This window comes from Brevundimonas sp. SPF441 (assembly GCF_009661015.1).
Lineage (GTDB): Bacteria > Pseudomonadota > Alphaproteobacteria > Caulobacterales > Caulobacteraceae > Brevundimonas > Brevundimonas vesicularis.
In genome coordinates, this window is sequence record NZ_WJWX01000018.1 from 1 (window position 1) to 23,517 (window position 23,517).

Genomic DNA, 23,517 nt, shown 5'->3' on the forward strand with positions numbered 1-23,517 from the left:
CGATGTGTATCAGAGACAGCGACCAACTCGACCTCGACGGACTCGTCGACGTAGTTGAACTCCTTCAGCTTGAACTTGGACTGCTGAACAAAGAAGATCAGCAACGCGAACAAGATGCTGACCACCATCAGGCAGACGATCAGCACGGGGTAGGACACCCCCATGAAGCCCTTCTTCTTGGGTACGTCGTAGCGACTGCGATGATATTCGACGTCTGTCATACTATCTCCGCATCCTAACTCGTCGCCTGGTCTTCGCCGACCAGCGCAACGCTATAGAAGCCGTTATCCTGCAGCGCATTCATGACCTGCATGAAGTCGCCGTAACGGGTGTTCTGGTCGCCCCGAATGAATATCCGCTCATCGGCCGGGTTCCGGGAACCGATCTGTTCTTTCAGATCGGCGCCCAGGGATCCGACGTCGGTCTTGAAGTCGCCCACATAGACGTCGCCGTCATTCTGGATCGAAATATAGACCGGCTTGGGCGGGTTCGGGGCCGCCTTGGCGACGGCGATTGGCAACTCGACAGGCACCGACACAGAGGCAAGCGGAGCCGCCACCATGAAGATGATGAGCAGGACCAGCATGATATCAACGAAAGGCGTAACGTTGATATCACTGTTGGCCTGAGGCAGGTTGCCAGCGCCGCCCGATTTAATCTTGGCGGCCATCCGTCTTACGCCCCCTTGTCGAGCTGACGCGAGATGCCGTTCAGCAGCTCAGCGGCGAAGCCGTCGGCGCGCGTGCCGTAAGCCGCGATGCGGGTGTTGAAGTAGTTGTAGAAGACAACGGCCGGAATAGCGGCGAACAGACCGATACCGGTGGCCAGCAGAGCTTCAGCGATACCCGGCGCCACGACGGCCAGGTTGGTCGTGTTCGACTGGGCGATACCGATGAAGGAGTTCATGATGCCGTACACGGTGCCGAACAGACCGACGAACGGACCGATCGAGCCGACCGAAGCCAGGAACTGCTGACCGCCTGAAAGGCGCAGGGCCAGACCGGATTGAACGGCGGCGACAGCCGACTGAGCGCGGGCCATGGCCGAGTCGAGGTGATCGCCGGTGACCGACAGACCCGATTGACGCGACAGTTCGATTTCCTCGGTGGCGGCGGCGGCCATGTCGGCCAGCGGGTTGCCGTCGAACTCTTCCTGGGTCGAGACAGCGCGCATGTCAGCGATGGTGCGGGCGCCGCGGAAGTTTTCGAGGAAGTTGTCGGTCTTGCGGTTCAGAGCGCCGAACTCGAACAGCTTGATGAGCAGCAGGGTCCACGACAGGATCGAGGCCAGCAGCAGGCCGGCCATGACGACCTTAACGACGACCGTGGCTTCCATGAACATGGAGATTGGGGTGATGTCGCCGTGACCGCCGCCGACGGCGTCGTTCACCGTTGCGGGATCAGCTTCGCCGGCAGCCGGAGCGGCGGCTGCGGGAGCCGCAGTCGAGGCGGCCGGGGTGGGCTCGGCCGGGGCCTGGGCCAGGACCGGCGAGCTCGCCATCAGCGCGGCGGCGCCGGCCATGGCGAGAAGGATATTCGTCTTTTTGCTGTTCAGCATAATTCGCCAGTTCCTGCTTGGTCTGACTCGTGGAACCAAAGGTGCGGCCATAGTCAGCGACCGCCCCCCAACCTGAAATGTTTCCTTCAACGCGCCCGTCCTTTCGAGGATCAGAGCCCGCTGAAATCTTCGGTGGAGATCGAGCCGGTCGCCCGTCTCGTCTCCGCTGGTCGAACCTTCGGAGACACGTCCCCGGCGATCCGCATTAACGTCTTCTTGCGAAGGCGCCTCAACCCTTTGACGAACCCTTACCGGAGCGTCAAGGGACAAGAGGGGCTTTTAACCCGTCGAGAGACATGGAGAAAAGTTCCACCAACCGGCGCATTAAAGTGCAGCCGCGCGACATTTTGATGATGATCTGACGTCAGATGAAGCAAGTTTGTTCAAAACGGCCATCCTGAGCGCGATCATTTCCCAATACAGCAAGTTGTAGGGCTGATCGCTGCAAGCCAGCCAAAACCGATGGGCGGCGCAAAGGCCGCAGTGCAGGATCATGCGCCCGAAACAATCGATTTTCACGGTGTAAGAAAAGATGGTGCCTGGAGGCGGGTTCGAACCACCGACACGCGGATTTTCAATCCGCTGCTCTACCAGCTGAGCTATCCAGGCGCCGACGCGGCGTCGCGAGAGGCGGGTCTATAGGGGAGGCTTTTCCGCCTGTCCAGCGCCCAATCAGTCCTTTTCGTCATCATCTTCCGCACCCTCGTCCAAGGCGACCGGAATGGCGTAGCCGCCAGTGAACCAGCGCTGCAGATCGACGTCGGAACAGCGGCGTGAGCAGAAGGGCTTGTACTTGGGATCGGCGTCGGCCTTGCGGCAGATGGGACAGGAAGCCACGGCTCAACCCTCTTCTATTCGTCCGCGCCCAGCCGGGATCGCGGGATCGGCCTCGATCACCGCTCGCGGTCCCAGACGAGCCGCCAGCGGATGAGCAATCAGGGCTTCTTCCGGCACGCAACGCGCGATGATGCGCGGCGACAGGGTATCGACCAGAAGCTGCCGTCGCACAGCGCGCACGACAGACAAGGCTCGTGTTTGAACAGACGGGCGTCCGCCGGCGTCGAGCAGAAGCTCTTCGATCGGCGTGCGACGCCAGGGAAGCGACATCTGCAACAGGCCGAATCGACTGACAGGTCCGATGACGGCCTGGGGTTCGTGACCGAACGCGGCCCGCGCAACCTTGGCCTGGGCCTCCGCGTCCTGACCGTCCCCGACCATGTCGATGACGACTAAACCACCCCAGTTCCGCAGGCCGATCAGCCGCGCCGCCTGTTTCAACCCCTCGCGATTCGCAGCCGCCCTTGCCTGTTTCGGATCACGACCGGGCGTAGGGGCGAAGTCGATGTCCACCGCCACCAAGGCGCGGGTGCGCTCTATGGCGAGATCGATTCCGTGCGAGGCGAAAACGATGGATTGAGCCAGAGCCTCCTCCTCCGCCTCGACCACGGCGTCGATGGCGGCGATGCCGGTGACTGATTCCTCGCCCAGCGCGAGGTCGCGCAACTGCTCGGCGATGCTGGGCGCGGCTTGAATCAGACGAGGCGTCCCCTCCCCCGGCCCCAGACGACGGACCACCGCTCCTTTCCCGGCACGAGGTTCGGTGGTGACGACGACTTCTAGCCGCTGACCTTGGGTAATTCGGTCATTTCTCGGGAAAGGCAGAAAGGCGGCGGTCGGTGCGGCAATATCGACGAAGGCGCCGCGCAAGCCGGGGTTCACCTCGATGACACGCCCCACCGAGCGGGCGCCGAGCCGGGTCTGCGCCACATCATCCTCGCGGTGGATCAGAAGATGGGTGTAGCGGCCGTCGCGCATGATGGCGCCACGCGTCTCGCCAGGCGTCTCGTCGAGGAAGACCTCGACTGCACCGCTCATGAACGCCAGCCGACGCCGTGCAGAAGCTGGACGGCTTCATAGACGGGCAGGCCCATCACGGACGGATGGCTGCCGACGATTCGCTGAATAAAGGCGGCCGCAGGCCCCTGGATGCCATAGCCGCCGGCCTTTCCACGCCAGTCACCCGTGGCGACGTAGGACGCGATCTCGTGGTCAGATAGGGGTTTGAAAGTTACGCGGGTTTCGTTGACGCGCGACGATAGTTTTCCGTCGCGCCAGACGGCGACGCCGGTGAAGACGCGGTGATTGCGGCCGGACAGCAGTTTCAGGAAACGTGTCGCCTCGGCCTCGTCCGCCGCCTTTTCCAGAAAGCGACGCCCGACAGCGACAACCGTATCGGCGGCGATGACGACCGCGGAGGGACGGCGTTCTGCGACAACCAGGGCTTTCGAGGTGGCGAGCCGTTCGGCCAGACGCGGCGGAGTCTCACCCTTCAGAGGCGTTTCGTCGATATCGGCGGGATCGATATGGTCGGGCGTGATCCCGACCTGCGCCAGCAATTCGATGCGGCGCGGGCTGGCCGAAGCCAGCACCAGTTCGGGGCGACCCGCAGCCACTTACTTGAAGCGATAGGTGATGCGACCCTTGGTCAGGTCGTAGGGGGTCATTTCGACGAGCACCTTGTCGCCGGCCAGAACGCGGATGCGGTTCTTGCGCATCTTGCCGGCGGTGTGGGCGATGATCTCGTGGTCGTTCTCGAGCGTCACGCGGAAGGTGGCGTTCGGCAGCAGTTCGCTGACGGTGCCGGGAAACTCGAGCAGTTCTTCCTTAGCCATGCGGCCTCTCACGCCCGTTGAATATGCGTTCGACCCCACGCCGGGCGGGCGCGAGGGGCGGAATGGACGGGCCTAATGCCCGAAAACACAGAGATAGTCGAGGTCAGCCGCGACGGTAGAGGGCGCAGAGCAATGTAAACAGGCGCCGCGACGTCTCGTGATCGACCACGATCTTGCCGTCCAACCGCGTCTTCAGCTGCTCGGCCCCTTCGTTGTGAAGGCCGCGCCGGCCCATATCGACCGATTCGATCTGGCTGGCCGAGGATCCGCGCAGAGCCTCATAGTAGCTGTCGCAGATCAACAGATAGTCTTTGATCACACCCTTCAGCGGCGTCAGGCTAATGGCGTAGGTGCGCGTGAAGTTCTCGCCGTCGATGTCGAACACCAGACGATTGTCCTGAAGCGACAGCTTCAACCTGTAGGGTCCGCCCTCGGCGCCGACGGGCTCGAAACTGTTTTTCTCGACCAGATCAAAGATGGCGACGCGACGCTCGTGCTCGATCTCGGCCGTCGCCGCCGGCAGGGTCGCGGCGTCCAGTTCGACCGAGGCCAGCTTGTGATCGGCGCTCATGCCGCAGTCCCTTCGTCCAGTTCGGGCGTGTCCAGGTGGGTCGGCGCGATCCGTGCAGGCCAGCGGTCGGAGATGTCCGTGACCACGGCGTCCAGGCATTCGACGTCGATTCGCAAATCACCGCCGCCGGCGAACATCAGGATGACGCGCCCGCTCAGATCCTCGGTCGGAATGAAGTCGAGCGCGAGCAGTTCGAGCGAGGCGTCGGGGCTGCGCGACAGGCGGCGGCTCTTGACCGCCAGAACGTCGCCGAACTGCATGGCGCACATCACGCGCGTCCCGCCGCACTCCCAGCAGAAGCGGCTAAAGGCGATGGTCAGGGTCCGCGCCGCCTTTTCCCAGACGATATCGACGGGCCGAAGGATGGCGTCTTGGAGCGCGGCGGAGATGATCTGAAGATCGTCGGCGTCCTCGGCCAGCAGGCGCAGCGGTTCGACCGGCGCCTTGGCTTCGGGGATGACGCCATCGATCTCAGTGCTCATCACCTGTTCCCTTTATGCGGCGGATGTCGGCTCCGCACGCGCCGAGCTTTTCTTCCAAACGCTCGAAACCGCGATCCAGATGATAGACGCGTCCGACCGTCGTTTCGCCCTCGGCGACGAGGCCCGCGATGACCAGGCACATCGAAGCCCGAAGATCCGTGGCCATAACCTGTGCACCGTGCAGAACTTCGACGCCGTTGACGTGCGCCTCTCCGGCGTGAACCGAAATGTCGGCTCCAAGTCGCGCCAACTCCGGCACATGCATAAAGCGGTTTTCGAAGATCGTCTCGCGAACCGTGCTGACGCCTTCCGCCGTCGTCATCAGCGCCATGAACTGGGCCTGGAGATCGGTGGCGAAGCCCGGATAGATGGCCGTCTCGACGTCCACGGCCTTTAGGCGCTGCTTCGGGTCGCGTTTGATCAGAACGCCGTCGGCGGTCGGCGAGACCTCGACGCCCGCCTCGACCATCTTGTCCGTCAACGAACCGATCAACTCAGCCCGCGCCTTGGTCAGACGCACCTCGCCGCCCGCCATGGCGGCGGCGACGGCGTAGGAGCCCATCTCGATCCGGTCGGGAATTACAGACCAGGTCGTTCCATTCAGCGACGAGACGCCGGTGATGGTCAGGACGTTGGTGTCGATGCCCTCTATCCTGGCGCCCATGGCCGTCAGACAGTGGGCCAGATCGCCGATCTCGGGTTCGCGCGCAGCACGGCGCAGGACAGTCGTGCCTTCAGCCAGCACAGCGGCTAGAAGCGCGTGTTCGGTGGCGCCGACCGAGACGAAGGGGAACTCGATCTCGGCGCCCTTCAGGCCCTTGGGCGCGCGGGCGGTGACATACCCTTCGTCCAGCTCGATCTCGGCGCCCAGCGCCGTCAGCGCCTGCAGGTGCAGATCGACCGGACGCGCGCCGATGGTGCAGCCGCCCGGCAGCGAGACCTTGGCTTCGCCTGTGCGCGCCAGCAACGGCCCCAGCACATTGAACGAAGCCCGCATCTGGCGCACCAGATCATAGGGCGCGAAGGTCGAGGTCAGGTCCTTGGCGTGGAACAGGCTCTCTTGCCCGTCCGCATTGTCACGCTCAGTCACTTCGATGCCGAACTGGCGCAGCAACTGACCCAGGAACCGGGTGTCGGCCAGACGCGGCATGTTGGTCAGCAGCAAGGGCTGATCCGTCAGGATCGAGGCGGCCATCAGCTTGATGGCGGAGTTCTTGGCGCCGCTGACGGGAATGTCCCCGAAAAGCTGGGCGCCGCCCTGAATGGCGATGCTGTCCATGACGTCCTTAAGCGCGCCCGATGCCAACGCCTCGGGGGGAAGGTTCTCTAGCAAGCCGGCGAGCGCTTGCCAAAGGGCTGCGTGATCGCGAGCCGATGACTTTCAGTTGCTGTCGCGCGGCGCAGCAGGCGTCCGCGCGGGCGCCTTGCGGCGTCGCAGGTTGGTGCGAAGGGCGGAGGCCAGCCGCATGGCCTTTTCCGCCTTCGCCCTTTCCCTTTCGGACTGGGCCTTTTCAAATCCGGGCCCCGATTCGACGATCGGCGTCGCCTGCGCGGCGGCGGAGGGCGTATCGGCGTCATGCGGCGTGCGAGTCATGGCGCGATGATGCCGTGATCACGGGCCATGTCCAAACTTTCTTTCAGATCGTCAAAAAGCCGCTTCCCTCCCCGGAAGGGTTTGGCTATACGGCCGCTTCCTCAGTCGGGGCCGCCGTAGCTCAGTGGTAGAGCGCATCCTTGGTAAGGCTGAGGTCGTGGGTTCGATTCCCCCCGGCGGCACCATCTGAGACTTGAAAAGGCCCGGCTTTCGCCGGGCCTTTTTGATTTCCAGATCGGACAAAAAAGCCTTCAGTCGTAGCCGTACAGACCGCGGCGATAGGGATCGCGGTCATTCGCGTCCCCGTCCTTGCTCCAGCTGAACCCCATAGACATCGACTTGGTCGTGGTGTCGGTCCCATAGCCTCGACCGCGCCAGCCGCCGCCATAAGGCGAATAGAAGCCCGGTCCGCGCAGACCATAGCCGCCGTAGCCGTATCCCCAGGGTTCATTGCGGCCTTCGCGGTAGGCTAGGTCCAGGCGGCCGTTCTCGCCGACGGGCAAGGAAACGGCCGCGCCATAGCTGCGATAGCCGCCGGTGCCGATTCCGGCCTCGACCATGCCATGAATCTTACGCTCGGCCGGCGCGCCCGGCTCTGCGCTTTCGTCGAAGGTTGCGCCCGGCGTGCGCGCGCTGATCCAGTTCTGGATCTGCTGTTCGGTGGTCATGCCGTGCGGGGCGGCGTCCTGGGCCGTCGGCGCGGTCACCGACGCCTCAGGCGTCGCAGCCAGGGCCTGGGCCAGGGTTGGCGCATTTGTCGGCGCCGTCGTGACCACGCCGTCCGGATCACCGTCCGACGCCGCCAGCGCCACACCCGCCAAGAAACTTGCGATCAGCATAGGCCACCTCCGTTCGACATCATCCTAGCACAGCGATTGAGGCCAAGGTCAGGCGATGCCGTCGCCGCGATGCAGGGGGTCCGGCAGGGCCTCGCCCTCGGCTACGAAACTGAGCGCGACCGAGTTGATGCAATAGCGGTTTCCGGTGGGCGGCGGGCCGTCGGGGAAGACGTGACCCTGGTGGCTGCCGCACCGTGCGCATTGGGTCTCGATCCGGATCATGCCGTAGCTGGTGTCGCGGATCGCGTCGACGTGCGCTTCATCGACCGGCTCGGTGAAGCTGGGCCAGCCGGTGCCGCTTTCAAACTTGGTTCCGCTCTTGAACAACGGCAAGCCGCATTCGCGGCAGCAGAAGACGCCAGCCCGCTTCTCACCCAGCAGAGTGCCGCAAAACGGCGCCTCCGTTCCATGGGACAGCAGGACGCGCTTTTCCTCAGGATTCAAATCGGCTTCGAGCCGGGCGCGTTCTTCGGCGTTCGGCGGCGTCAGGTCATAGCCGGACGGCGAACGGAGGGTTTCGGAGGTTTGGGCGAGATCGGTCATGGAGTGCAAATAAGAAGGGCGGGCCAAGGGTTCCACCCCCTGCCCGCCCCTCGTTCATTCGACCGACCGGTCCTTACTTATTGGAACAGCGTCCCGACCCAGGCGCGCACGGCCGCTTCGTCCGTCGCCGATCCGGTATAGGCAAGGCCTTGCGCCGGGGTGAAGGGCGCATCGTTGCCGCGTTGGCGCGTGGTCCAGGCCTTATGACCATAGGTCAGCTCGGCATAGTTCGACGGCAGGCGCAGAACGGTCGGCTCGATGAAGATCGAGTCCTCCGCCGTCACCGATCCGGCCAGGCGCACGTTCGGCAGGCGCGTCAGCAGGTCCAGCGTATCCAAGCAGCCGCTGGTGCAGCCGCTGTCGACCAGGACCACGACCGGACCCGCCACAGGGTTTGCTGCGCCCGTGTCCGCCACCGAAGGACGGCCCGGCATGGTGAAGGTCGGCTGATTGGCGGCCAGGGCCGAATCGAAGGCGGCGACGATGGCCTGGGTCTGTTCGATCACCGGGCCGGATTCGGCGACGAAGCGCGGATCGGCCTGCATGCGCGCCAGGGTGTCGGCGAACCACTGACGGTTCGCGGGCGTGGCGCGGTAGGTGATCGAGCCGGCTTCAGGCTGACGGCTGACGGTGAACTCCGGCGTCCAGATGCGGTTGGCTAGGCCATAGCCCTTGCCCGTCGCATTCAGCGAAGCGCCGTTTGCGCCGCGCAGATCGATGACCAGACCCTGCGCGCCGCGAATGGCGGGCAGTTGGGCTTCGACAGCGGCGTAGAAGGCGTCCCATCCGGCGTCGTCAGCCAGGGTGTGGACATTGATCCACGGACGGCCGTCGACCGTCTCGACCGACAGCGGATTGGCGCCCGGCGTATAGACGGTGGCGCGATAGGCGGCTTCCAGGCTGGCGGCGTCGGCCGGCTGGGGCTGCATCTGGAAGTCGCGATCACGACGCCCGACCTTGAAGGTGCACAGCGACGGAACGCCGCCGGTGAACGGGTTATTGCGGTTCCACAGCAGATAGGGGGCGGTGCGGACACGTCCGGCTTCCGTCGTCAGGTCGCCTTCCCAGCGGTCCAGCCGCTCTTCGGCCAACTGAGCGGCGGTCTTGTCGCCGCATTTGACCAGGGTCGCGCCGAGCGGCGGCACGTTGCGAACGCCGGGCTTCACATAGGAGACGACATATTCGCCGTTGCGCCACGCCGTGGTCACGCCCGGCCAGCTGGTCGCGAAGAAGGGGCCGAGGCCTTCGTAGGTCGGGCGAATCGCGATGTTCGAATCGCGGAAGCCGTTGGCGTAGTAGCGCATCAGATAGGCGTGGCTGTCGCCGCTATTCACGCGTCCCACCTTGCCTTGCGCATCGGTCAGGCCGGCATCGATCCAGCTGCGAAACGCTTCGCTGGGCGCGCCGGGAATCATGGCGGCGGGGTGGTTGGCGGCCAAGGCGTCATGCGCGGCTTGGAGGTCTTGCTGCGCCAGAGCGCGAAAATCCTGTGCGACAGCGGCGCCAGCAGCGACGGTCAGCGACAGAACGGCGGCCGATGCGGCGGCGATCATTCGGTTCATGGGGTTTCCTGCGGCCTTTGATTTCAAGCTCGTGGGAAAGGTTAAACCCCATGCGTCCGGCGCTTGCCAACCCCGCCGCGCGGGATTTCGCCCGATTGTCACATGGGCTGCGGCGATGCGGCGCGCATCAAAGCGGCGCCGACGCCTCGACCGCTGCGCCGAAGATCCGATCGAAGCTGCGCCTCAAGGCCTCATCCGCCTCATCCATCGTCGCCAGAACGCCGAGATCGACCAGGCTGGTGACGCCGTGTTCCTGAATGCCGCAGGGGACGATGCCGCCAAAATGATCCAGATCCGGCTCCACGTTCAGACTGATGCCGTGGAAGCTGACCCATTTGCGGACCTTGACGCCGATGGCGGCGATCTTGTCCTCGCGCGACCAGCCCGCCCCCTTGCGCTCGACCCACACGCCCACGCGACCCGGCCGGATGTCGGCCTTTACGCCAAACGTATCCAGGGCGCCGATCAGCCACAGCTCAAGCCCGCGCACGAAACACCGGACGTCCTTGCCGCGTCGGTTCAGGTCCAGCATCACATAGGCCACGCGCTGTCCCGGGCCGTGATAGGTGAACTGTCCACCTCGCCCCGTGCGATGCACCGGAAACCGGCCGGCATCCAGAAGGTCGTCGTCCTTGGCCGAGACGCCGGCTGTGTAGAGCGGCGGATGTTCCAGCAACCAGACCATCTCATTCGCCTCGCCGGCCGCAATGGCGGCGACGCGCGCCTCCATGAAGGCCTCCGCGGCCGCATAGTCTACGTAGCCTTTCGACACGGCCCATTCGACCGGTTGGCCATCGTCGAGACGCAGTTTCTGAAGGGACGGGCTTAACGGCTCAGCAAGCATGACGCTTCAATGTGGTCGCCAGGGCGTTTCTGCAAGAGACGGCCCTCCAGTGAAGAGAGCTTTACGTGACCCAGATCAACGCCGTCGATGTCGAAATCTCAGTGGTGCTGGGTCGCTCGGTGCTGCCGATGTCGCAACTGCTGCGCATGGGTCGCGGCGCGGTGATTCCCCTGGACGCCGCAGAGGGCGACGAGGTCTGGATCCTAGCCAACAACTATCCGGTCGCGCGCGGCGAAATCGAGATCCGAGACGACCGTATCGCCATCACCGTCACCCGCCAAGCGGACGTGTACGACTTCATGGCCGGGTCGGCCTGAGGCTTTGATCCGCGACGTCTTTGCGTCGTTCATTTCGCCCTTTCCTTTTCCAACGGCTTCGTCTATTCGCCGCCGCTCCGATGCGAGCGGTCGTGGCGGAATTGGTAGACGCGCAGCGTTGAGGTCGCTGTGGGGCAACCCGTGGAAGTTCGAGTCTTCTCGACCGCACCATCTGGCTAAACAGGGCGATTCATCGGCTAAGTACGGCTGGACATTCTACCAAGGGAGGCGACCACGTGAGCACCACGGACACCGCCTTTGCTCCAGACGAGACGCTCGATAACGAAGACCACGCCGCCCTGGACGAGGACTATGTCCTCACCCCGCAATTCGTCGAGAAAGTCGTGGACGCCGCCGACGACGGCGACGGGATGCGGCTGCGCTCGCTGCTGGAAGACCTGCACCCGGCCGACGTCGCTGACCTGATGGGCTTTCTGACGGCGGAACACCGCGCCGTCGTCGTGCTGTGGTTGCCGCCCGAGCTTCTGGCCGAGACCCTGCCCGAGCTCGACGACAATATCCGCGAAGAGGTGCTGGAGCGGGTCCCGCACGGCACCCTGGCTGAGGCGCTGCAGGAACTGGATTCCGACGACGCCGCCGCCGTCGTCGAAGACCTGGAAGACGACCAGCGCGAACGCGTTCTGGCCGCCATGCCCGAAGTCGATCGCGCCGCCATCGAAAGCAGCCTGGGCTATGCGGAAGAGTCCGCCGGCCGCCTGATGCAGCGCGAGGTGATGGCCGCGCCCCAGTTCTGGAGCGTGGGCGACACCATCGACCACATCCGCAAACAGGGCGACGACCTGCCCGAGCTTTTCTTCGACATCTATGTCGTCGATCCGCTGAACCGTCCGGTCGGCGGCGTGCCGATCAGCGGTCTTCTACGCGCCGCCCGAACCGTCGCCCTGACCGATCTGATGGAGCCGATCAACGAGATCGCCGTCGATCAGGATCAGGAAGAAGTCGCCTACATCTTCGAGAAATACCACCTGATCTCGGCGCCCGTCGTGGACGCGGCCGGTCGGCTGGTCGGTCAGATCACCGTCGATGACATCGTCAACATCATTCAGGAAGAAAACCGCGAGGACATTCTGCGTCTGGCCGGTGTCGCAGACGAGGACCGCGGTTCGTCCGTGCCCGAGATCGTGCGCGGTCGCGTGCCCTGGCTGGCGATCAATCTGGCGACGGCGGCGCTGGGCGCCAGCGTCATCGGCCTGTTCGAGGCCACCATCCAGCAGATCGTCGCCCTCGCCGTCCTAATGCCGATCGTCTCGGCCATCGGCGGCAACGCGGGCACCCAGGCCCTGACCGTGACCGTGCGCGCCCTGGCGACACGCGAGCTGAACAGTTCGAACGCCCCGCGCACCTTCTGGCGTGAAATGATGGTCGGCCTGGCCAACGGCCTGATCCTGGCCCCCCTAATCGGCATCGCGGCCGGCTTCTGGTTCCGGGACGAAGACTGGAAGATCGGCCTGGTGATAGGCGCGGCCATGATCCTGAACCTGCTGGTCGCCGCTTCGATCGGGGTCCTGACGCCCCTGACCCTGTCCAAGCTGAAGTTCGACCCTGCCGTGTCGTCGGCCGTGTTCGTCACGGCGACCACCGACTTCTTCGGCTTCTTGATCTTCCTTGGTCTGGCCACACTGGTGCTGCTCTAGACACGACGCGGACGATCCGGCGCGGCCCTTGCTGGGAGCGGTGCGAGCGCCGCGCGCCTGTTTCCAATTGGGTCAACTGTGTCTGACGTCCTCCCCAAACCGAGCAAGGTGTCCCGCGAGGGCGTCCTGCTGATCAAGAGTTTCGAAGGCTTCCGGCCTCGGGCCATGCAGCGCAGCGACGGTCGCTGGGTCATCGGCTATGGCCACACCCAGTCGGCCCGCGAGGGCGCGAGGGTGTCCGAGGCCGAGGCCGAACTGCTTATGCAATACGACCTGATCCCGGTCGTGCAGGCCGTGACCGATCATGTCCGCGTTCCCCTCAACCAGCATCAGTTCGACGCCCTGGCCAGTTTCGCCTTTTCCATCGGCGCTGACAGGTTTGCCGCCTCCGACGTGGTCGAACAGTTGAATGCGGGGTCTGCCCGGCAGGCGTCGGCGTCTTTGAGCGCCTGGGCCGATGAAGCCGCCGCAGAGACGCCAACCCGCCGTCGTTCCGCTGAACACGCGCTGTTCAACGCCGCACCCGGCGCGCCGGTTACCTTGGCGGATCTTTTGGCCGCGCCCCTGCCGTCTCCTTTCGAGACGGATGAACCGACCCTCCCCGCCGTCGACGGCGCCCTGGATGAAGCCGTCGCTCCCTTCCCGGCGCAAGACGGCGCAGCGCTGGCTCAAGCGACCACCGCGCCTCAGCCCCACGCCGTCTATGCCGCGACGGCTGTCGGTGCGCTCCCGGACGTCGTGCCGTTGACCGGGCAATCGGAGACCGTCTCCGTCGCTGCGCCGATCATCGCGGCCAACGACATCCACGCGCCGGTTGAGGCCAAACAGCCTGAGACGCCGTCGGGCTTCGCCGATGCGCAGAAGACCAGCGTGGTGCTGACCGCGCCGGGACTGGCCGAAGCCGCGTCCGGCGACAGCGCCGCCGCAACGGCCATTGAGGTTGATGCGACACCCAGCGAAGACGTGCTGAGCACGCGCGAAGTCGTGGCCCGCGCTCGGGCCAAGCGGCGCTCGGGCCTGGGGGAAACCCTGACCTTCGTCATCATGGGCGGCCTGGGCGCCCTGTGTCTCGGCGTCGCTATGGCCGCCTTTCGCCGCGCGTCGATATCGAACAGCAGCGACACCGCCACGGTCGCTTGGGTCCTGATCCTGGTCGCCGCCGCCTGCCTGGGGGTGTCGGGCTACAACTGCTATCGGCGCTGGGGACGGGCTGACCGCGTCTGACAGCGCTTGGCGAAAGGCCGTGCGCGATGCTACGCCCTAGCGCATGAGCATTCCCTTCGCGCCCCAATCCATGGAATTCGGCCTTGGCGATAACGCCGACGCCATCCGCGACACCACCGCCCGCTGGGCCGCCGATCGCCTGGCCCCGCTGGCCGCCGAGATCGACGAAAAAAACGAATTCAAACGCGAACTCTGGCCCGAGATGGGCGAACTGGGCCTGCACGGAATCACTGTCGAGGAAGAGTTCGGCGGCCTTGGCCTGGGCTACCTCGAACATGTCGTCGCGATGGAGGAAGTGTCGCGTGCCTCGGCCTCGATCGGCCTGAGCTACGGCGCCCACTCCAACCTGTGCGTCAATCAGATCCGGCGCTGGGGCACGGACGAGCAGAAGCAGAAATATCTGCCCAAGCTGATCAGCGGCGAGCATGTCGGCTCGCTGGCCATGTCCGAGGCCGGATCAGGTTCCGACGTCATGTCGATGCGCACCCGCGCTGAAAAGAAGGGCGATCGCTACATCCTGAACGGCACCAAGTTCTGGATCACCAACGCGCCCCACGCCGACACTCTCGTCGTCTACGCCAAGACCGATCCGGATGCAGGATCAAAGGGTTGCACCGCCTTCCTGATCGAAAAGGGCATGAAGGGGTTCAGCGTCAGCAAGAAGCTGGACAAGATGGGCATGCGCGGTTCGGACACCGCCGAACTGGTTTTCGAAGATTGCGAAGTGCCGGAAGACAATATCATGGGTCCGCTGGGCGGCGGCGCCGGCGTGCTGATGAGCGGCCTGGACTATGAGCGCGCCGTTCTGGCCGCCGGTCCGCTCGGCATCATGCAGGCAGCACTCGACGTGGTCTTGCCCTATGTCCGTGACCGCAAGCAGTTCGGCAAGCCGATTGGCTCGTTCCAGCTGATGCAGGGCAAGATCGCCGACATGTACGTCGCCCTGAACAGCGCCCGCGCCTATGTCTATTCGGTCGCCCGGGCCTGCGACGCCGGCCTGACAACGCGCTACGACGCGGCGGGTGCGATCCTGCTGGCGTCCGAAAATGCGGTGAAGGTCACGATGGAGGCCGTTCAGGCCCTGGGCGGCGCCGGCTACACCAAGGAATGGCCGGTTGAACGACTGGTTCGCGACGCCAAACTCTATGACATCGGCGCCGGCACCAACGAGATCCGCCGCTTCCTGATCGGACGGGAACTGCTCGGCGGCTGACGCCTTGTTTCCGCAAAAGGAGACAGACCATGCCCGCCAAATCCGCCGCTCAGCAGAAGGCCGCCGGCGCCGCCCTGTCGGCCAAGCGAGGAGACACGCCGAAGTCAAAGCTGAAGGGCGCGTCCAAGTCCATGGTCGAGTCCATGACGGAAAAGCAGTTGGAAGACCTTGCCGAAACCAAGCGCAAGGGCAAACCCGAACACGTGCAGGACTGAGACACAGTCGATTTATCTGATCGCCTGTCCGTCCTGTAAGTGGCGATCCGCGCGCCGACCGCCTAGATGGGCGCAATCTCCAGCCGAGCGCCCCGCCTGATGCCCGCCCAACCGCCTCCGAACGACGACCTGCGGCGGTTCTCCGACGTTCTTGAAGACCTCGGCCACGCCCCAGAACCCAAGCTGACCATGGCCGAACTGGTCGCGTCGTTCGGCGAGCGCGGCTTTGGGGCCATGATTCTGATCCTGTCGCTGCTGGCGCTCCTGCCCTGGCCGCCGGGCGGCAAGGCGGTCTTCGCCGTACCGATCATCCTGATGTCCCTGGAACTCGCCTTCCAGAGGCAGAGCGTGTGGTTGCCGCGCTGGATGTTGAAAGCCTCTGTGTCTCGCGCCGCATACACGTCCTTGATCGCCACGCCGTTCGCAGCCCCGGCCTGGCTACGCCGCTGGGTCCTGTCGGCAAAGGTGCGGATCGCCGGGCGCCGCTACATCTTTTCCGACGGCGTGAGGCGCGCCGTTCGCAGACGCCCGAACGGCCTGAGCGTCCTCAAGATGGTGCGCGCCATCGAACGCTTAACCCGCCCTCGCCTGCCGCTGCTGACCGGCGATGTCGCCGACACCTTCACCGGCCTGGTCTGCGTCGTGCTGGCCCTGATCATGGCCTTGCCCATCCCGTTTGGAGACGCCCTGCCCGGCATCGCCCTGGTTCTGTTCGCCCTGGGCATGATGCAGCGCGACGGGGTCGCCATCCTGCTCGGCGTCGTCGCCACCGCAGCCAGCGCTCTTTATCTGTTCCTGATCTGGGCGACGGTGGTCGAGGTGGCCCAGCACGTGACCGGCTGGTTCGCCAAACTGCTGCACTGACGGCGACAAAAAGGGCCGCCGGGTTTCCCCGACGACCCTTCATTGCCTGACCGCGAACGGTCCGGCCGCAACTCAGTCTGAAAGGCTCAGACCAGGCCCTCTCCGAGGACCAGGGTCGCGGTCGCCGCTCGCGATTGATGACAATGAGACACTGGATCACCTCCTTTCGACTGTTGAACAGGGAGCTGAAACATAAGACGGCTCAACGCCTTGCGCCAATGGGCTTCGCGCTTTCGTGAACGCGTGCCGACCTACTGCGTCGGCGACGCCCCGCCGGACAGGCCCTGCATGATCATGCGATTGATATCGATCAGATCCTGAAAGCTCTCTTCGCCCCGCATGATCGCCGAGGAATGGCGATTGATGAACAGGCTCAGGGAAATGATCTGCGCGCGCATCGGAGCGCCCAGGGCGTTGCCTGCATCGCTGCACTCGCCGGCCAGCGTCGACCAGAGGCGCCGATTCCAGTCCAGCGCGTCGATACGTGTGGCGATGTCGGACTCGTCGACGGTCGAGGCGTGAACCAGAGCGCGCGTGACCTGACCGAACAGACGGTACTCCAGGTCGCGCGGGCTCTCAGCCCTCGCTGTCGCCGCTGTGTAGGCCTGAAGCGACATTCAGCACTCTCTCTTCATACTCGACAATCTTACGCGCCGACATCAGGGCCTTATAGTATTCGCGCGCCAGCACATGACGCGAGGCCGAGACGCATTCGGCCAGGACGTCCGGGTTCTGCGTCGCGCCCATGAATTCGGTGATCCGCAGAGCGAGTTCGTCGAAGAACTTCGACGCCGAACTCTCGTCCAGATACATCATCATGATCGGGAAATAGATGCGGCGTGCGGGCGTGGTGACGTCCTCGGCCTGCATGATGTCCTTCTCGCGCAGGACGCTGGCGCGGTTTTGGAGGATCAGCACGCCGCGACGATCGCCGTTCTGGACCACGGCGCCATTCAAAACGAACTTCTCGCCGGGTTTCAGCGACAGCTTCAAGGCCATTGAGGACCGTACTCCAGTCGTGGTCGAGCCGGTCGCGCACGACGGCTCAGAGTGAATCAGACCCTACCCCGGCATCGGTTAACCATCCCTTGTGAGATCGATCCGCTGGAACGCGTATCGTCGCCGTTGCGTTGGCTTGTCGAAGAGGAGACGACCATGCCGGACAACGACTATCAGGACGATCAGGAACAGTCTGAGACGTTCGACGAAACCCATCTGGACGACGAGGGCGACGGCGGATTTCTGCTGGATGAAGCCGACCAGGTGCTGGACGTGACCCAGGCCGATGGCGACGCCGACGAAGAGGATTTCGACGAGGACGCCGAGGTCGATCTCGATGACCAGTTGGCCCTCGACGGCATCGAACGCGAAGCCGACGCCCTGTTGGGCGTCGATGGCGAAAACCGCGATCAGATCGACGCCGAAGGCGGGCCTCCGTCAGCACCAGATGAAGTCGAGCTCGTCTATTCGGGCCTCATGGAAAACGAACGCGGCGCACAGGCCAGCGCCGCCCATTGGGAGGCCAAACGGCTCTCGGATGACGACATCACGGACCTGGGATACGGCCCGGACGGCGATCAAGACGCTCCGGCGCGATAAGGAGAGAATGACATGACCGACGACAAAGCCCGTCACGACGCGTCGCCCGACGCCCCGCACGCCAAGCGCACGACCTCGCAGGGCGGCGTGCCGGACCAGCTCGACAAGATCGACAAGTCCGACAGCCGCCAAGAAGCGCTGGTCGATGAAGGCTTGGAAGAGACCTTTCCCGCCAGCGATCCAGTCTCGGCCAAGCGCATCACCTGATCGCTGTTCACGACGCAAGTGATCCGCTAACCCACTCCGTGGAAACACGGAGTGGGTTTTTCTATGAACCGTTTCGAAGGCACGGACCGTTATATCGCCACGAGCGACCTCAAGGTCGCGGTGAATGCCGCGGTCGCACTGGAGCGTCCCCTGCTGATCAAGGGCGAGCCCGGCACAGGCAAGACGGTCCTGGCCTATGAGATCGCCAAGGCCTTCGATGCGCCGTTGATCACCTGGCACGTCAAATCCACGACTAAGGCCCATAACGGCCTTTATGAGTACGACGCCGTCAGCCGCCTGCGTGACAGCCAGTTGGGCGAGGAACGCGTGCATGACGTCCGCAACTACCTGAAGAAGGGCAAGCTGTGGGAGGCCTTTACCGCCCCTGCCCGTCCCGTCCTGCTGATCGACGAGATCGACAAGGCCGACATCGAGTTCCCGAACGACCTGCTTCAGGAACTGGATCGGATGGAATTCTACGTCCAGGAAACGGACGAGACGATCCGCGCCGAAGTTCGTCCCATCGTCATCATCACCTCCAACAACGAGAAGGAACTGCCCGACGCCTTCCTGCGGCGCTGCTTCTTCCACTTCATTCGCTTCCCCGACGCCGAGACCCTGTCCGCGATCGTCGACGTGCACTTCCCCGGCATCAAACCGCGCCTGGTGTCCCAGGCGCTGAAGACCTTCTACGAAATCCGCGACACGCCGGGCCTGAAGAAGAAGCCGTCAACCTCGGAGCTTCTGGATTGGCTGAAGCTGCTGCTGGTCGAGGATATCGATGCTGAGACCCTGCGTGAGAAGACGCCAAACAAGCTGATCCCGCCGCTGCATGGCGCGCTGCTCAAGAACGAGCAGGACGTGCATCTGTTCGAACGTCTGGCCTTCCTGAACCGCCGCGAAGGCTCGCGCCCCGGCGGCTGACCCTGTGATTACCGCGATTTCACTGGATCACGCGGCCGCAGCGGGCAGAATGGAGGCCAAGAGAGGTTCGACCATGCGTCATATCCTGCTTTATCTAGCCCTCAGCGCCAGCCTGGCCGCCTGCGACGGCGACAACTCGGTCCGCATCACCACCACCTCGTCCAGCGACGATCAGGGCGCAGGCGTATTAAAGGTGATCGACGCCCTGCAATGCCCCGACAATCTTGGCGTTCTGACGCGAAAGGGCCTGGCGGCGGCGGGCGGCGCGAACTGCGTCTATGGCGGCCCCAAGGGCGCCGACGTCGTGCTGCATCTGGTCAAGCTGGACGGTCGCTCCGTCGATGACGTCCTGCGGGACTTCGAAGCGCGCGCCAGCGCCGATCTGCCCCATACGGTCGCGCGCTTGGCCCCGGGCGCAGGCGATGCGCCGCCGCCTCCGCCATCGATCGAGGCAGGCGATACGACTTCCGTCCAGGCGCCTGGGGTCGACATCAAGACGCGCGGCGAAGACGCCTCGGTCCGCCTGCCGGGCCTGAAGATCGAGACCCAGGGCGATAACGCCAGCGTCCGCATCGGCGGCATCAACATCCAGTCCAAGGACGGACAAAACGTCCGCACAGAAACCTCGACGGTCAGCGTGGACGCCAACGACAACTCCACGCGCGTGCGCACCCGTGCGCCGGGCGCGGCGACGCGCATGACCTATATTCTGGCTGACGATCAGCCCGGCGATGCGGGCTGGCGCCAGGTCGGCTTCGAGGCGCGCGGCCCCAGCGGCGGCCCGATCGTCATCGCCGTGGTCAGGTCCAAGGATCGTAGAAACGACGGCATTTTCGACGACGCCAAGGAACTGGTCACACTGAACGTCGGACGCTGACGCGGCGATTTCCTGCGCCGTCTGGTGCCTCCCGCTTGATCCCGGCGTATCTTTGCGTCACCTGACCAGCCGACAAGCGATCAGGACACGCGATTTGGCCGAGCGCCCCACCAAGAAGAACGCCACCCGCGCCTGGCAGCGCATGCTGTCCGGTCGTCGCCTGGATCTGCTGGACCCGTCGCCGTTCGACATCGAGATCGAGGACATCGCTCACGGCCTGGCGCGCGTCGCCCGCTGGAACGGTCAGACCATCGGCGAGCACGCCTTCTCGGTCGCCCAGCACTCGTGCGTGGTCGAAGAGATCGCCGCCCACATCAAGCCCGGCCTGGATCCGAAATGGCGTCTGGCCGCCCTGCTGCACGACGCCTCGGAATACGTCATCGGCGACATGATCTCGCCGTTCAAGGCGGCGCTCGGGGCCGGGTACAAGGACTTCGAGGCCAAGCTGGAAGCCGCGATCCACCTGCGCTACGGCCTGCCGCCCAAGACGCCGCAGACGATCAAGACGCTGATCAAGAAGGCCGACAAGGCCTGCGCCTTCTTCGAGGCGACGCAGCTGGCGGGTTTCACTGAAAAGGAATCGCTGGGCTTCTTCGGCAGCCCGCCCGAGGGATACAGCCTGACGATCGAGCCTCAACCTGCGCCCGTCGCCCAGGCCCGATATCTGGAACGCTACCGCGTCCTGGCTGGCGCTGTCGGCCTGATCCCCGCCGACGACGCCTGGCACACGGAATAACACGATGACCCAAGGGGCGGAGGACGGCGTTCGCATCGGTCTGTCGGCGGTCGTGATGACCCTGAAAGACCGACAGGCCGTCGTCCTGACGACCCCGACCGAGGACGGTTCGCGGGCCCTGCCCTTCGGGCCGTTTGATCCCGTGCGCGACCGCACCTTCGAGCGCGCCCTGCGGGACTTTGTGACCGCCCAGACAGGGTTCCGACTAGGCTTCGTCGAACAGCTCTACACCTTCGGCGACGCGGGCCGCGCCTCGCCGCGCGCGACGCCCGGCCCCGGCCGTTACAGAGAGGTCTCCGTCGGCTATCTGGCCTTGACGCCCGACGCGGCGGAAGGCCAGACCCACGACGCCCGCTGGGACGCCGTGTTCGAGTTCTTTCCCTGGGAAGATCGGCGCGGCGGTCACGATGCGCGAATCATGGAAGGCCTGCACGCCTGGGCCGATGGCGACGAGCACCGCCTGGCCCGCGCCCGCGCCCTGTTCGCCCTGACGCCCGAGCACCGCTGGAACGAGGAGCGGGTCCTGGAGCGCTATGAACTGCTTTACGAAGCGCGTCTGGTCGCAGAGGCCTGGCGCGACGCCGACCTGTCACCCACACAGCCCATGCCGGGCCGCATCATGTCCTCGGATCACCGGCGCATCCTGGCGACGGCGCTTGGCCGTCTGCGCAGCAAGCTGAAATACCGCCCGGTCCTGTTCGATCTGACTCCCGGCGTCTTCACCCTGTCTGAACTCCAGGCGGGCGCCGAGGCCGTGTCGGGCCTGAGCCTGCACAAGCAGAATTTTCGACGCGGCGTAGAGCGCACGGGGCTGGTCGAACCCACCGGACAGCTCTCTTCCACCACGGGTGGCCGACCCGCCGAACTGTTTCGATTCAAGGGCGTGGACGCCCAGACCGGCGCCGCGCCGGGCCTGTCTTTGCCCGCGCAAAGATAGCGTCGGATTTCTTTCACAGACGGGTTGCGAAGCGCTGCGGCTCCGACTAGAGAAGCCCCTCGCTCGACCAAGCGATACCGGCGCCGCGGAGAGGTGGCAGAGTGGTCGAATGTACCGCACTCGAAATGCGGCGTGCCTGGAAGGGTACCGTGGGTTCGAATCCCACCCTCTCCGCCATTTCCTATTGATTTAGCTTAGGAAATTGCCCCACGCCGGGGGCTACCCATCAATCGGCCCATCAATAGCGAAATCGCCTGTTTTCGTTCGGATCAAAGTCACGAACCGCGCGATTTTTTCTCCGGGTCGAGACCGGACGCCCGCCGAAGACGAGCCATCGTGCTCTGAACAGAACGGCCAGTGGCGAGGTCGAGCATAGCGCTTGCGATGTTGAAGCGGAGGATTGGTGGCGTCGTTGGATCATCAGCGAGCGCGCGCAACACGGCTTTCGCATCCTCTGGATCTTGCTTGCCGGCAAGCATCGCCTTCAGTTCGCGAAATCGTTCAGGTGATACCTGGTTCGGGTTGTCAGTCATTGAAGCGCTCTCCCAATATCTGTCGGATCGCGTGGGCCCGGCTATTCGGCTTGGGCAGGCCCTTGTGGCGAGCTTCCGCGCTCAGCCACCCGTCGAGCTTGCCCAGCATTTCTGGCTGAAGCCTGACCAGGACAGGCACACCCTGACCCGTGGGGGCGGGGCCCCGGCGCTTCTTTGATATCAGAGTATCTTTACCATCCATGTAAACCCTGATATCAGAATGTCGGACCAGGCGGAAGCTACCAACGACCGCCCGGCCCTAACCGCAACCGATCCTTAGGAGATCAGGTCATGGCTGCACACGCCAATAGCACACCTGTGCCCATCGCACAGACCATCCCTCTCATGACCCTCAGCAGCCTCGCGACTTACGCTCGCGCCGCCTGCGTCGCCGTCGATACCGACGAGCAGGTCAACGCCCTGCTCGACATCGAAGCCGGCATCTGGCGCGAGTTCGTCGCCCGGCCGGTCACGAAGGCCGCTGAAGCCCAGATCAAGCTGACGGCCCTGCTCCGCGATCTCCACGACCGCGACGAAGCCTCGCCCGACGTCGCCATGATCCTGACCCAGGTCGTGATGTGGCTGAATGGGGTGCGGGGCCAATGAGCGTCGATCTGGCCATCCATCCCGCCGCCACCCGCCATCAGTTCCGGGCTCAGGTCTGCCGGTTGATCGACCGCCTCATCAACGTTCTAGATGACATCGACGGCGATCCTGATCTGGAGCCCGCCGGCGACGACGAACCCAGCCTTTCGGCGGCCGTCCCCATCCTGTCATGGCACGGATCGCAGGACGCTTGGCTTCAGGGGCCAGACGACGACCGGGAGGACGAGAGCGAAGACGAAGGTGCCCAATGCGACGACGAAGGCCACGACAGCGATCGCGAGCCCAGCTTCGGCGGGGTGACTATGGCGACGTTCGGGCACGATGAGGCGTCAGAAAATGGCACTCCAGAGACCCACGAGGCGGCGCAATGATCGCCGCCAACGACAACCAGCCGCCCCTCTCGGACGACGCCCGCGCTGTGATGGTCGAGGCCATCCTTGATGAATTCGATCTGCTCTGCCTGGGGACACCGTCACCGGATCGGATCGAAGCCGAAATCCGACAGCGGACCATCCACTAGGCCAGGAAGGGTCTGCCGAAATACCGGCAGACCCTTAGCCTAGTTCAGTGCAACGCTCAGACGCGCCCTCAGGGCAAAGCGCTCGGATCGTGTAGGGCCTCAATCGGCCGTCTGGCATCTCGGCCATACAGGTGACTTCCTGGGGCAGGTCCGGGCTGCCAACAAGCGGCTCCGACCTAGCAGGCCGCGCCATGGCCCACTCAGCGTCCGCCGCTCCTTTCAGTTTCAAGCCCACAATGCAGTGAGCGACGAAGTCCGCGCCCCGGGTGCTGCCGCCAGTCTCGATACGGCGATCCCGCTCGTTGGTTGCCATGAACACGACCAGCAGCGCGACCACGCCCGTCACGACGAGGAGAAGGCCAGCGCCCCCACACCCGACCGCGCCCTTCCCTACCGACTTCCAACTATCGCCCGCCATCGTTGTCC

General features: G+C 64.6%; 32 protein-coding genes, 4 tRNA genes and 1 pseudogene. 18 read left to right on the forward strand and 19 right to left on the reverse strand.

What is annotated here, in order from left to right:
• The 12 genes and pseudogenes from GGC30_RS10935 to GGC30_RS10990 form a co-directional block, all read right to left on the reverse strand.
• Nucleotides 1-221: pseudogene (locus GGC30_RS10935) on the reverse strand (energy transducer TonB); the annotation flags it as partial.
• Between the two features lie 14 nt (nucleotides 222-235).
• A complete protein-coding gene (locus GGC30_RS10940; RefSeq protein ID WP_055754882.1) occupies nucleotides 236-670 on the reverse strand; it encodes a biopolymer transporter ExbD in 435 nt (144 codons plus the stop codon).
• A 5-nt stretch (nucleotides 671-675) separates the two neighbouring features.
• Nucleotides 676-1,557 carry a MotA/TolQ/ExbB proton channel family protein gene (locus GGC30_RS10945; protein WP_017505197.1) on the reverse strand — a complete coding sequence of 294 codons (882 nt, stop codon included), beginning with the start codon at nucleotides 1,555-1,557 and terminating at the stop codon, nucleotides 676-678.
• Between the two features lie 533 nt (nucleotides 1,558-2,090).
• Nucleotides 2,091-2,166, reverse strand: a tRNA-Phe gene (locus tag GGC30_RS10950).
• Between the two features lie 63 nt (nucleotides 2,167-2,229).
• On the reverse strand, nucleotides 2,230-2,394 hold the full coding sequence (locus GGC30_RS10955) for a DNA gyrase inhibitor YacG (protein ID WP_082854100.1): 165 nt from the start codon (nucleotides 2,392-2,394) through the stop codon (nucleotides 2,230-2,232).
• A 3-nt stretch (nucleotides 2,395-2,397) separates the two neighbouring features.
• Entirely contained in the window at nucleotides 2,398-3,432 is a 1,035-nt protein-coding gene (locus GGC30_RS10960) for a ribonuclease E/G (RefSeq protein WP_153924017.1), read from the reverse strand.
• Nucleotides 3,429-4,010: a Maf family protein gene (locus GGC30_RS10965; RefSeq protein WP_284877656.1), complete on the reverse strand. Its 582-nt coding sequence runs from the start codon at nucleotides 4,008-4,010 to the stop codon at nucleotides 3,429-3,431. The genes GGC30_RS10960 and GGC30_RS10965 overlap by 4 nt, the downstream gene beginning before the upstream one ends.
• Entirely contained in the window at nucleotides 4,011-4,229 is a 219-nt protein-coding gene (gene infA / locus GGC30_RS10970) for a translation initiation factor IF-1 (protein WP_008261544.1), read from the reverse strand.
• Nucleotides 4,230-4,332: 103 nt separating this feature from the next.
• Complete coding sequence (locus tag GGC30_RS10975) at nucleotides 4,333-4,800, reverse strand: UPF0262 family protein (protein ID WP_153924019.1); 468 nt, start codon at nucleotides 4,798-4,800, stop codon at nucleotides 4,333-4,335.
• Nucleotides 4,797-5,282, reverse strand: coding sequence for a DUF2948 family protein (locus GGC30_RS10980; protein WP_066551770.1), 486 nt, complete (start codon nucleotides 5,280-5,282; stop codon nucleotides 4,797-4,799). The genes GGC30_RS10975 and GGC30_RS10980 overlap by 4 nt, the downstream gene beginning before the upstream one ends.
• Complete coding sequence (gene murA, locus GGC30_RS10985) at nucleotides 5,272-6,561, reverse strand: UDP-N-acetylglucosamine 1-carboxyvinyltransferase (protein WP_153924021.1); 1,290 nt, start codon at nucleotides 6,559-6,561, stop codon at nucleotides 5,272-5,274. Before murA ends, GGC30_RS10980 begins: the two co-directional genes overlap by 11 nt.
• A gap of 102 nt (nucleotides 6,562-6,663) precedes the next feature.
• Entirely contained in the window at nucleotides 6,664-6,876 is a 213-nt protein-coding gene (locus GGC30_RS10990) for a hypothetical protein (RefSeq protein WP_153924023.1), read from the reverse strand.
• Between the two features lie 110 nt (nucleotides 6,877-6,986).
• Between GGC30_RS10990 and GGC30_RS10995 the strand changes: the two genes are divergently transcribed.
• Nucleotides 6,987-7,061: transfer RNA gene (locus tag GGC30_RS10995), tRNA-Thr, on the forward strand.
• Nucleotides 7,062-7,127: 66 nt separating this feature from the next.
• Here the strand turns inward: GGC30_RS10995 and GGC30_RS11000 are convergent.
• The 4 genes from GGC30_RS11000 to lipB all read right to left on the reverse strand — a co-directional run bounded on the left by GGC30_RS11000 (nucleotide 7,128) and on the right by lipB (nucleotide 10,664).
• Nucleotides 7,128-7,715: a hypothetical protein gene (locus tag GGC30_RS11000; RefSeq protein ID WP_228763707.1), complete on the reverse strand. Its 588-nt coding sequence runs from the start codon at nucleotides 7,713-7,715 to the stop codon at nucleotides 7,128-7,130.
• Between the two features lie 48 nt (nucleotides 7,716-7,763).
• Nucleotides 7,764-8,258 (reverse strand): peptide-methionine (R)-S-oxide reductase MsrB, encoded by a 495-nt coding sequence (msrB, locus tag GGC30_RS11005; RefSeq protein WP_153924031.1) that lies wholly within the window; start codon nucleotides 8,256-8,258, stop codon nucleotides 7,764-7,766.
• 77 nt (nucleotides 8,259-8,335) lie between these two features.
• Nucleotides 8,336-9,820 (reverse strand): hypothetical protein, encoded by a 1,485-nt coding sequence (locus tag GGC30_RS11010; protein WP_153924033.1) that lies wholly within the window; start codon nucleotides 9,818-9,820, stop codon nucleotides 8,336-8,338.
• A 127-nt stretch (nucleotides 9,821-9,947) separates the two neighbouring features.
• A complete protein-coding gene (gene lipB / locus GGC30_RS11015) occupies nucleotides 9,948-10,664 on the reverse strand; it encodes a lipoyl(octanoyl) transferase LipB (RefSeq protein ID WP_153924035.1) in 717 nt (238 codons plus the stop codon).
• Between the two features lie 65 nt (nucleotides 10,665-10,729).
• Between lipB and GGC30_RS11020 the strand changes: the two genes are divergently transcribed.
• The 7 genes from GGC30_RS11020 (at nucleotide 10,730) to GGC30_RS11050 (ending at nucleotide 16,152) form a co-directional block, all read left to right on the forward strand.
• Nucleotides 10,730-10,981 (forward strand): FliM/FliN family flagellar motor switch protein, encoded by a 252-nt coding sequence (locus GGC30_RS11020; RefSeq protein WP_017505209.1) that lies wholly within the window; start codon nucleotides 10,730-10,732, stop codon nucleotides 10,979-10,981.
• A gap of 86 nt (nucleotides 10,982-11,067) precedes the next feature.
• A tRNA-Leu gene (locus GGC30_RS11025) sits at nucleotides 11,068-11,152 on the forward strand.
• Nucleotides 11,153-11,217: 65 nt separating this feature from the next.
• On the forward strand, nucleotides 11,218-12,636 hold the full coding sequence (gene mgtE / locus GGC30_RS11030; RefSeq protein WP_066551775.1) for a magnesium transporter: 1,419 nt from the start codon (nucleotides 11,218-11,220) through the stop codon (nucleotides 12,634-12,636).
• Nucleotides 12,637-12,714: 78 nt separating this feature from the next.
• Complete coding sequence (locus GGC30_RS11035; RefSeq protein WP_153924037.1) at nucleotides 12,715-13,860, forward strand: glycoside hydrolase family protein; 1,146 nt, start codon at nucleotides 12,715-12,717, stop codon at nucleotides 13,858-13,860.
• A 43-nt stretch (nucleotides 13,861-13,903) separates the two neighbouring features.
• On the forward strand, nucleotides 13,904-15,073 hold the full coding sequence (locus tag GGC30_RS11040; protein WP_153924038.1) for an isovaleryl-CoA dehydrogenase: 1,170 nt from the start codon (nucleotides 13,904-13,906) through the stop codon (nucleotides 15,071-15,073).
• A gap of 29 nt (nucleotides 15,074-15,102) precedes the next feature.
• A complete protein-coding gene (locus GGC30_RS11045) occupies nucleotides 15,103-15,288 on the forward strand; it encodes a DUF3008 family protein (RefSeq protein ID WP_039247297.1) in 186 nt (61 codons plus the stop codon).
• Between the two features lie 99 nt (nucleotides 15,289-15,387).
• Nucleotides 15,388-16,152 carry an exopolysaccharide biosynthesis protein gene (locus GGC30_RS11050; protein WP_228763708.1) on the forward strand — a complete coding sequence of 255 codons (765 nt, stop codon included), beginning with the start codon at nucleotides 15,388-15,390 and terminating at the stop codon, nucleotides 16,150-16,152.
• 251 nt (nucleotides 16,153-16,403) lie between these two features.
• On the opposite strand, the gene flaF is transcribed toward GGC30_RS11050, so the two are convergent.
• On the reverse strand, nucleotides 16,404-16,769 hold the full coding sequence (gene flaF / locus GGC30_RS11055) for a flagellar biosynthesis regulator FlaF (RefSeq protein ID WP_055808591.1): 366 nt from the start codon (nucleotides 16,767-16,769) through the stop codon (nucleotides 16,404-16,406).
• Nucleotides 16,729-17,151, reverse strand: coding sequence for a flagellar biosynthesis repressor FlbT (flbT, locus tag GGC30_RS11060; RefSeq protein ID WP_153924043.1), 423 nt, complete (start codon nucleotides 17,149-17,151; stop codon nucleotides 16,729-16,731). Before flbT ends, flaF begins: the two co-directional genes overlap by 41 nt.
• A gap of 156 nt (nucleotides 17,152-17,307) precedes the next feature.
• On the opposite strand from flbT, the gene GGC30_RS11065 reads away from it, so the two are divergent.
• The 7 genes from GGC30_RS11065 (at nucleotide 17,308) to GGC30_RS11095 (ending at nucleotide 21,609) form a co-directional block, all read left to right on the forward strand.
• Entirely contained in the window at nucleotides 17,308-17,751 is a 444-nt protein-coding gene (locus GGC30_RS11065; RefSeq protein WP_153924045.1) for a hypothetical protein, read from the forward strand.
• A 12-nt stretch (nucleotides 17,752-17,763) separates the two neighbouring features.
• Entirely contained in the window at nucleotides 17,764-17,958 is a 195-nt protein-coding gene (locus GGC30_RS11070) for a hypothetical protein (protein ID WP_153924047.1), read from the forward strand.
• A gap of 63 nt (nucleotides 17,959-18,021) precedes the next feature.
• Complete coding sequence (locus tag GGC30_RS11075) at nucleotides 18,022-18,882, forward strand: MoxR family ATPase (protein WP_153924049.1); 861 nt, start codon at nucleotides 18,022-18,024, stop codon at nucleotides 18,880-18,882.
• Between the two features lie 73 nt (nucleotides 18,883-18,955).
• Complete coding sequence (locus GGC30_RS11080; RefSeq protein ID WP_153924051.1) at nucleotides 18,956-19,759, forward strand: methyltransferase type 11; 804 nt, start codon at nucleotides 18,956-18,958, stop codon at nucleotides 19,757-19,759.
• Nucleotides 19,760-19,853: 94 nt separating this feature from the next.
• Nucleotides 19,854-20,495, forward strand: a complete 642-nt coding sequence (locus GGC30_RS11085) for an HD family hydrolase (protein ID WP_153924053.1) — start codon at nucleotides 19,854-19,856, stop codon at nucleotides 20,493-20,495.
• A gap of 4 nt (nucleotides 20,496-20,499) precedes the next feature.
• Nucleotides 20,500-21,432, forward strand: a complete 933-nt coding sequence (locus tag GGC30_RS11090) for an NAD regulator (protein WP_153924055.1) — start codon at nucleotides 20,500-20,502, stop codon at nucleotides 21,430-21,432.
• A gap of 87 nt (nucleotides 21,433-21,519) precedes the next feature.
• Nucleotides 21,520-21,609, forward strand: a tRNA-Ser gene (locus tag GGC30_RS11095).
• Between the two features lie 98 nt (nucleotides 21,610-21,707).
• Here GGC30_RS11095 and GGC30_RS11100 read toward each other — a convergent pair.
• Nucleotides 21,708-21,965 (reverse strand): hypothetical protein, encoded by a 258-nt coding sequence (locus GGC30_RS11100; protein ID WP_153924057.1) that lies wholly within the window; start codon nucleotides 21,963-21,965, stop codon nucleotides 21,708-21,710.
• A 291-nt stretch (nucleotides 21,966-22,256) separates the two neighbouring features.
• Between GGC30_RS11100 and GGC30_RS11105 the strand changes: the two genes are divergently transcribed.
• The 3 genes from GGC30_RS11105 to GGC30_RS11115 are packed head-to-tail and all read left to right on the forward strand — an operon-like array spanning nucleotide 22,257 to nucleotide 23,091.
• A complete protein-coding gene (locus GGC30_RS11105; RefSeq protein WP_153924059.1) occupies nucleotides 22,257-22,571 on the forward strand; it encodes a hypothetical protein in 315 nt (104 codons plus the stop codon).
• A complete protein-coding gene (locus GGC30_RS11110) occupies nucleotides 22,568-22,942 on the forward strand; it encodes a hypothetical protein (RefSeq protein WP_153924061.1) in 375 nt (124 codons plus the stop codon). The genes GGC30_RS11105 and GGC30_RS11110 overlap by 4 nt, the downstream gene beginning before the upstream one ends.
• Nucleotides 22,939-23,091 carry a hypothetical protein gene (locus GGC30_RS11115; protein ID WP_153924063.1) on the forward strand — a complete coding sequence of 51 codons (153 nt, stop codon included), beginning with the start codon at nucleotides 22,939-22,941 and terminating at the stop codon, nucleotides 23,089-23,091. The genes GGC30_RS11110 and GGC30_RS11115 overlap by 4 nt, the downstream gene beginning before the upstream one ends.
• Nucleotides 23,092-23,517: the final 426 nt, after the last annotated feature.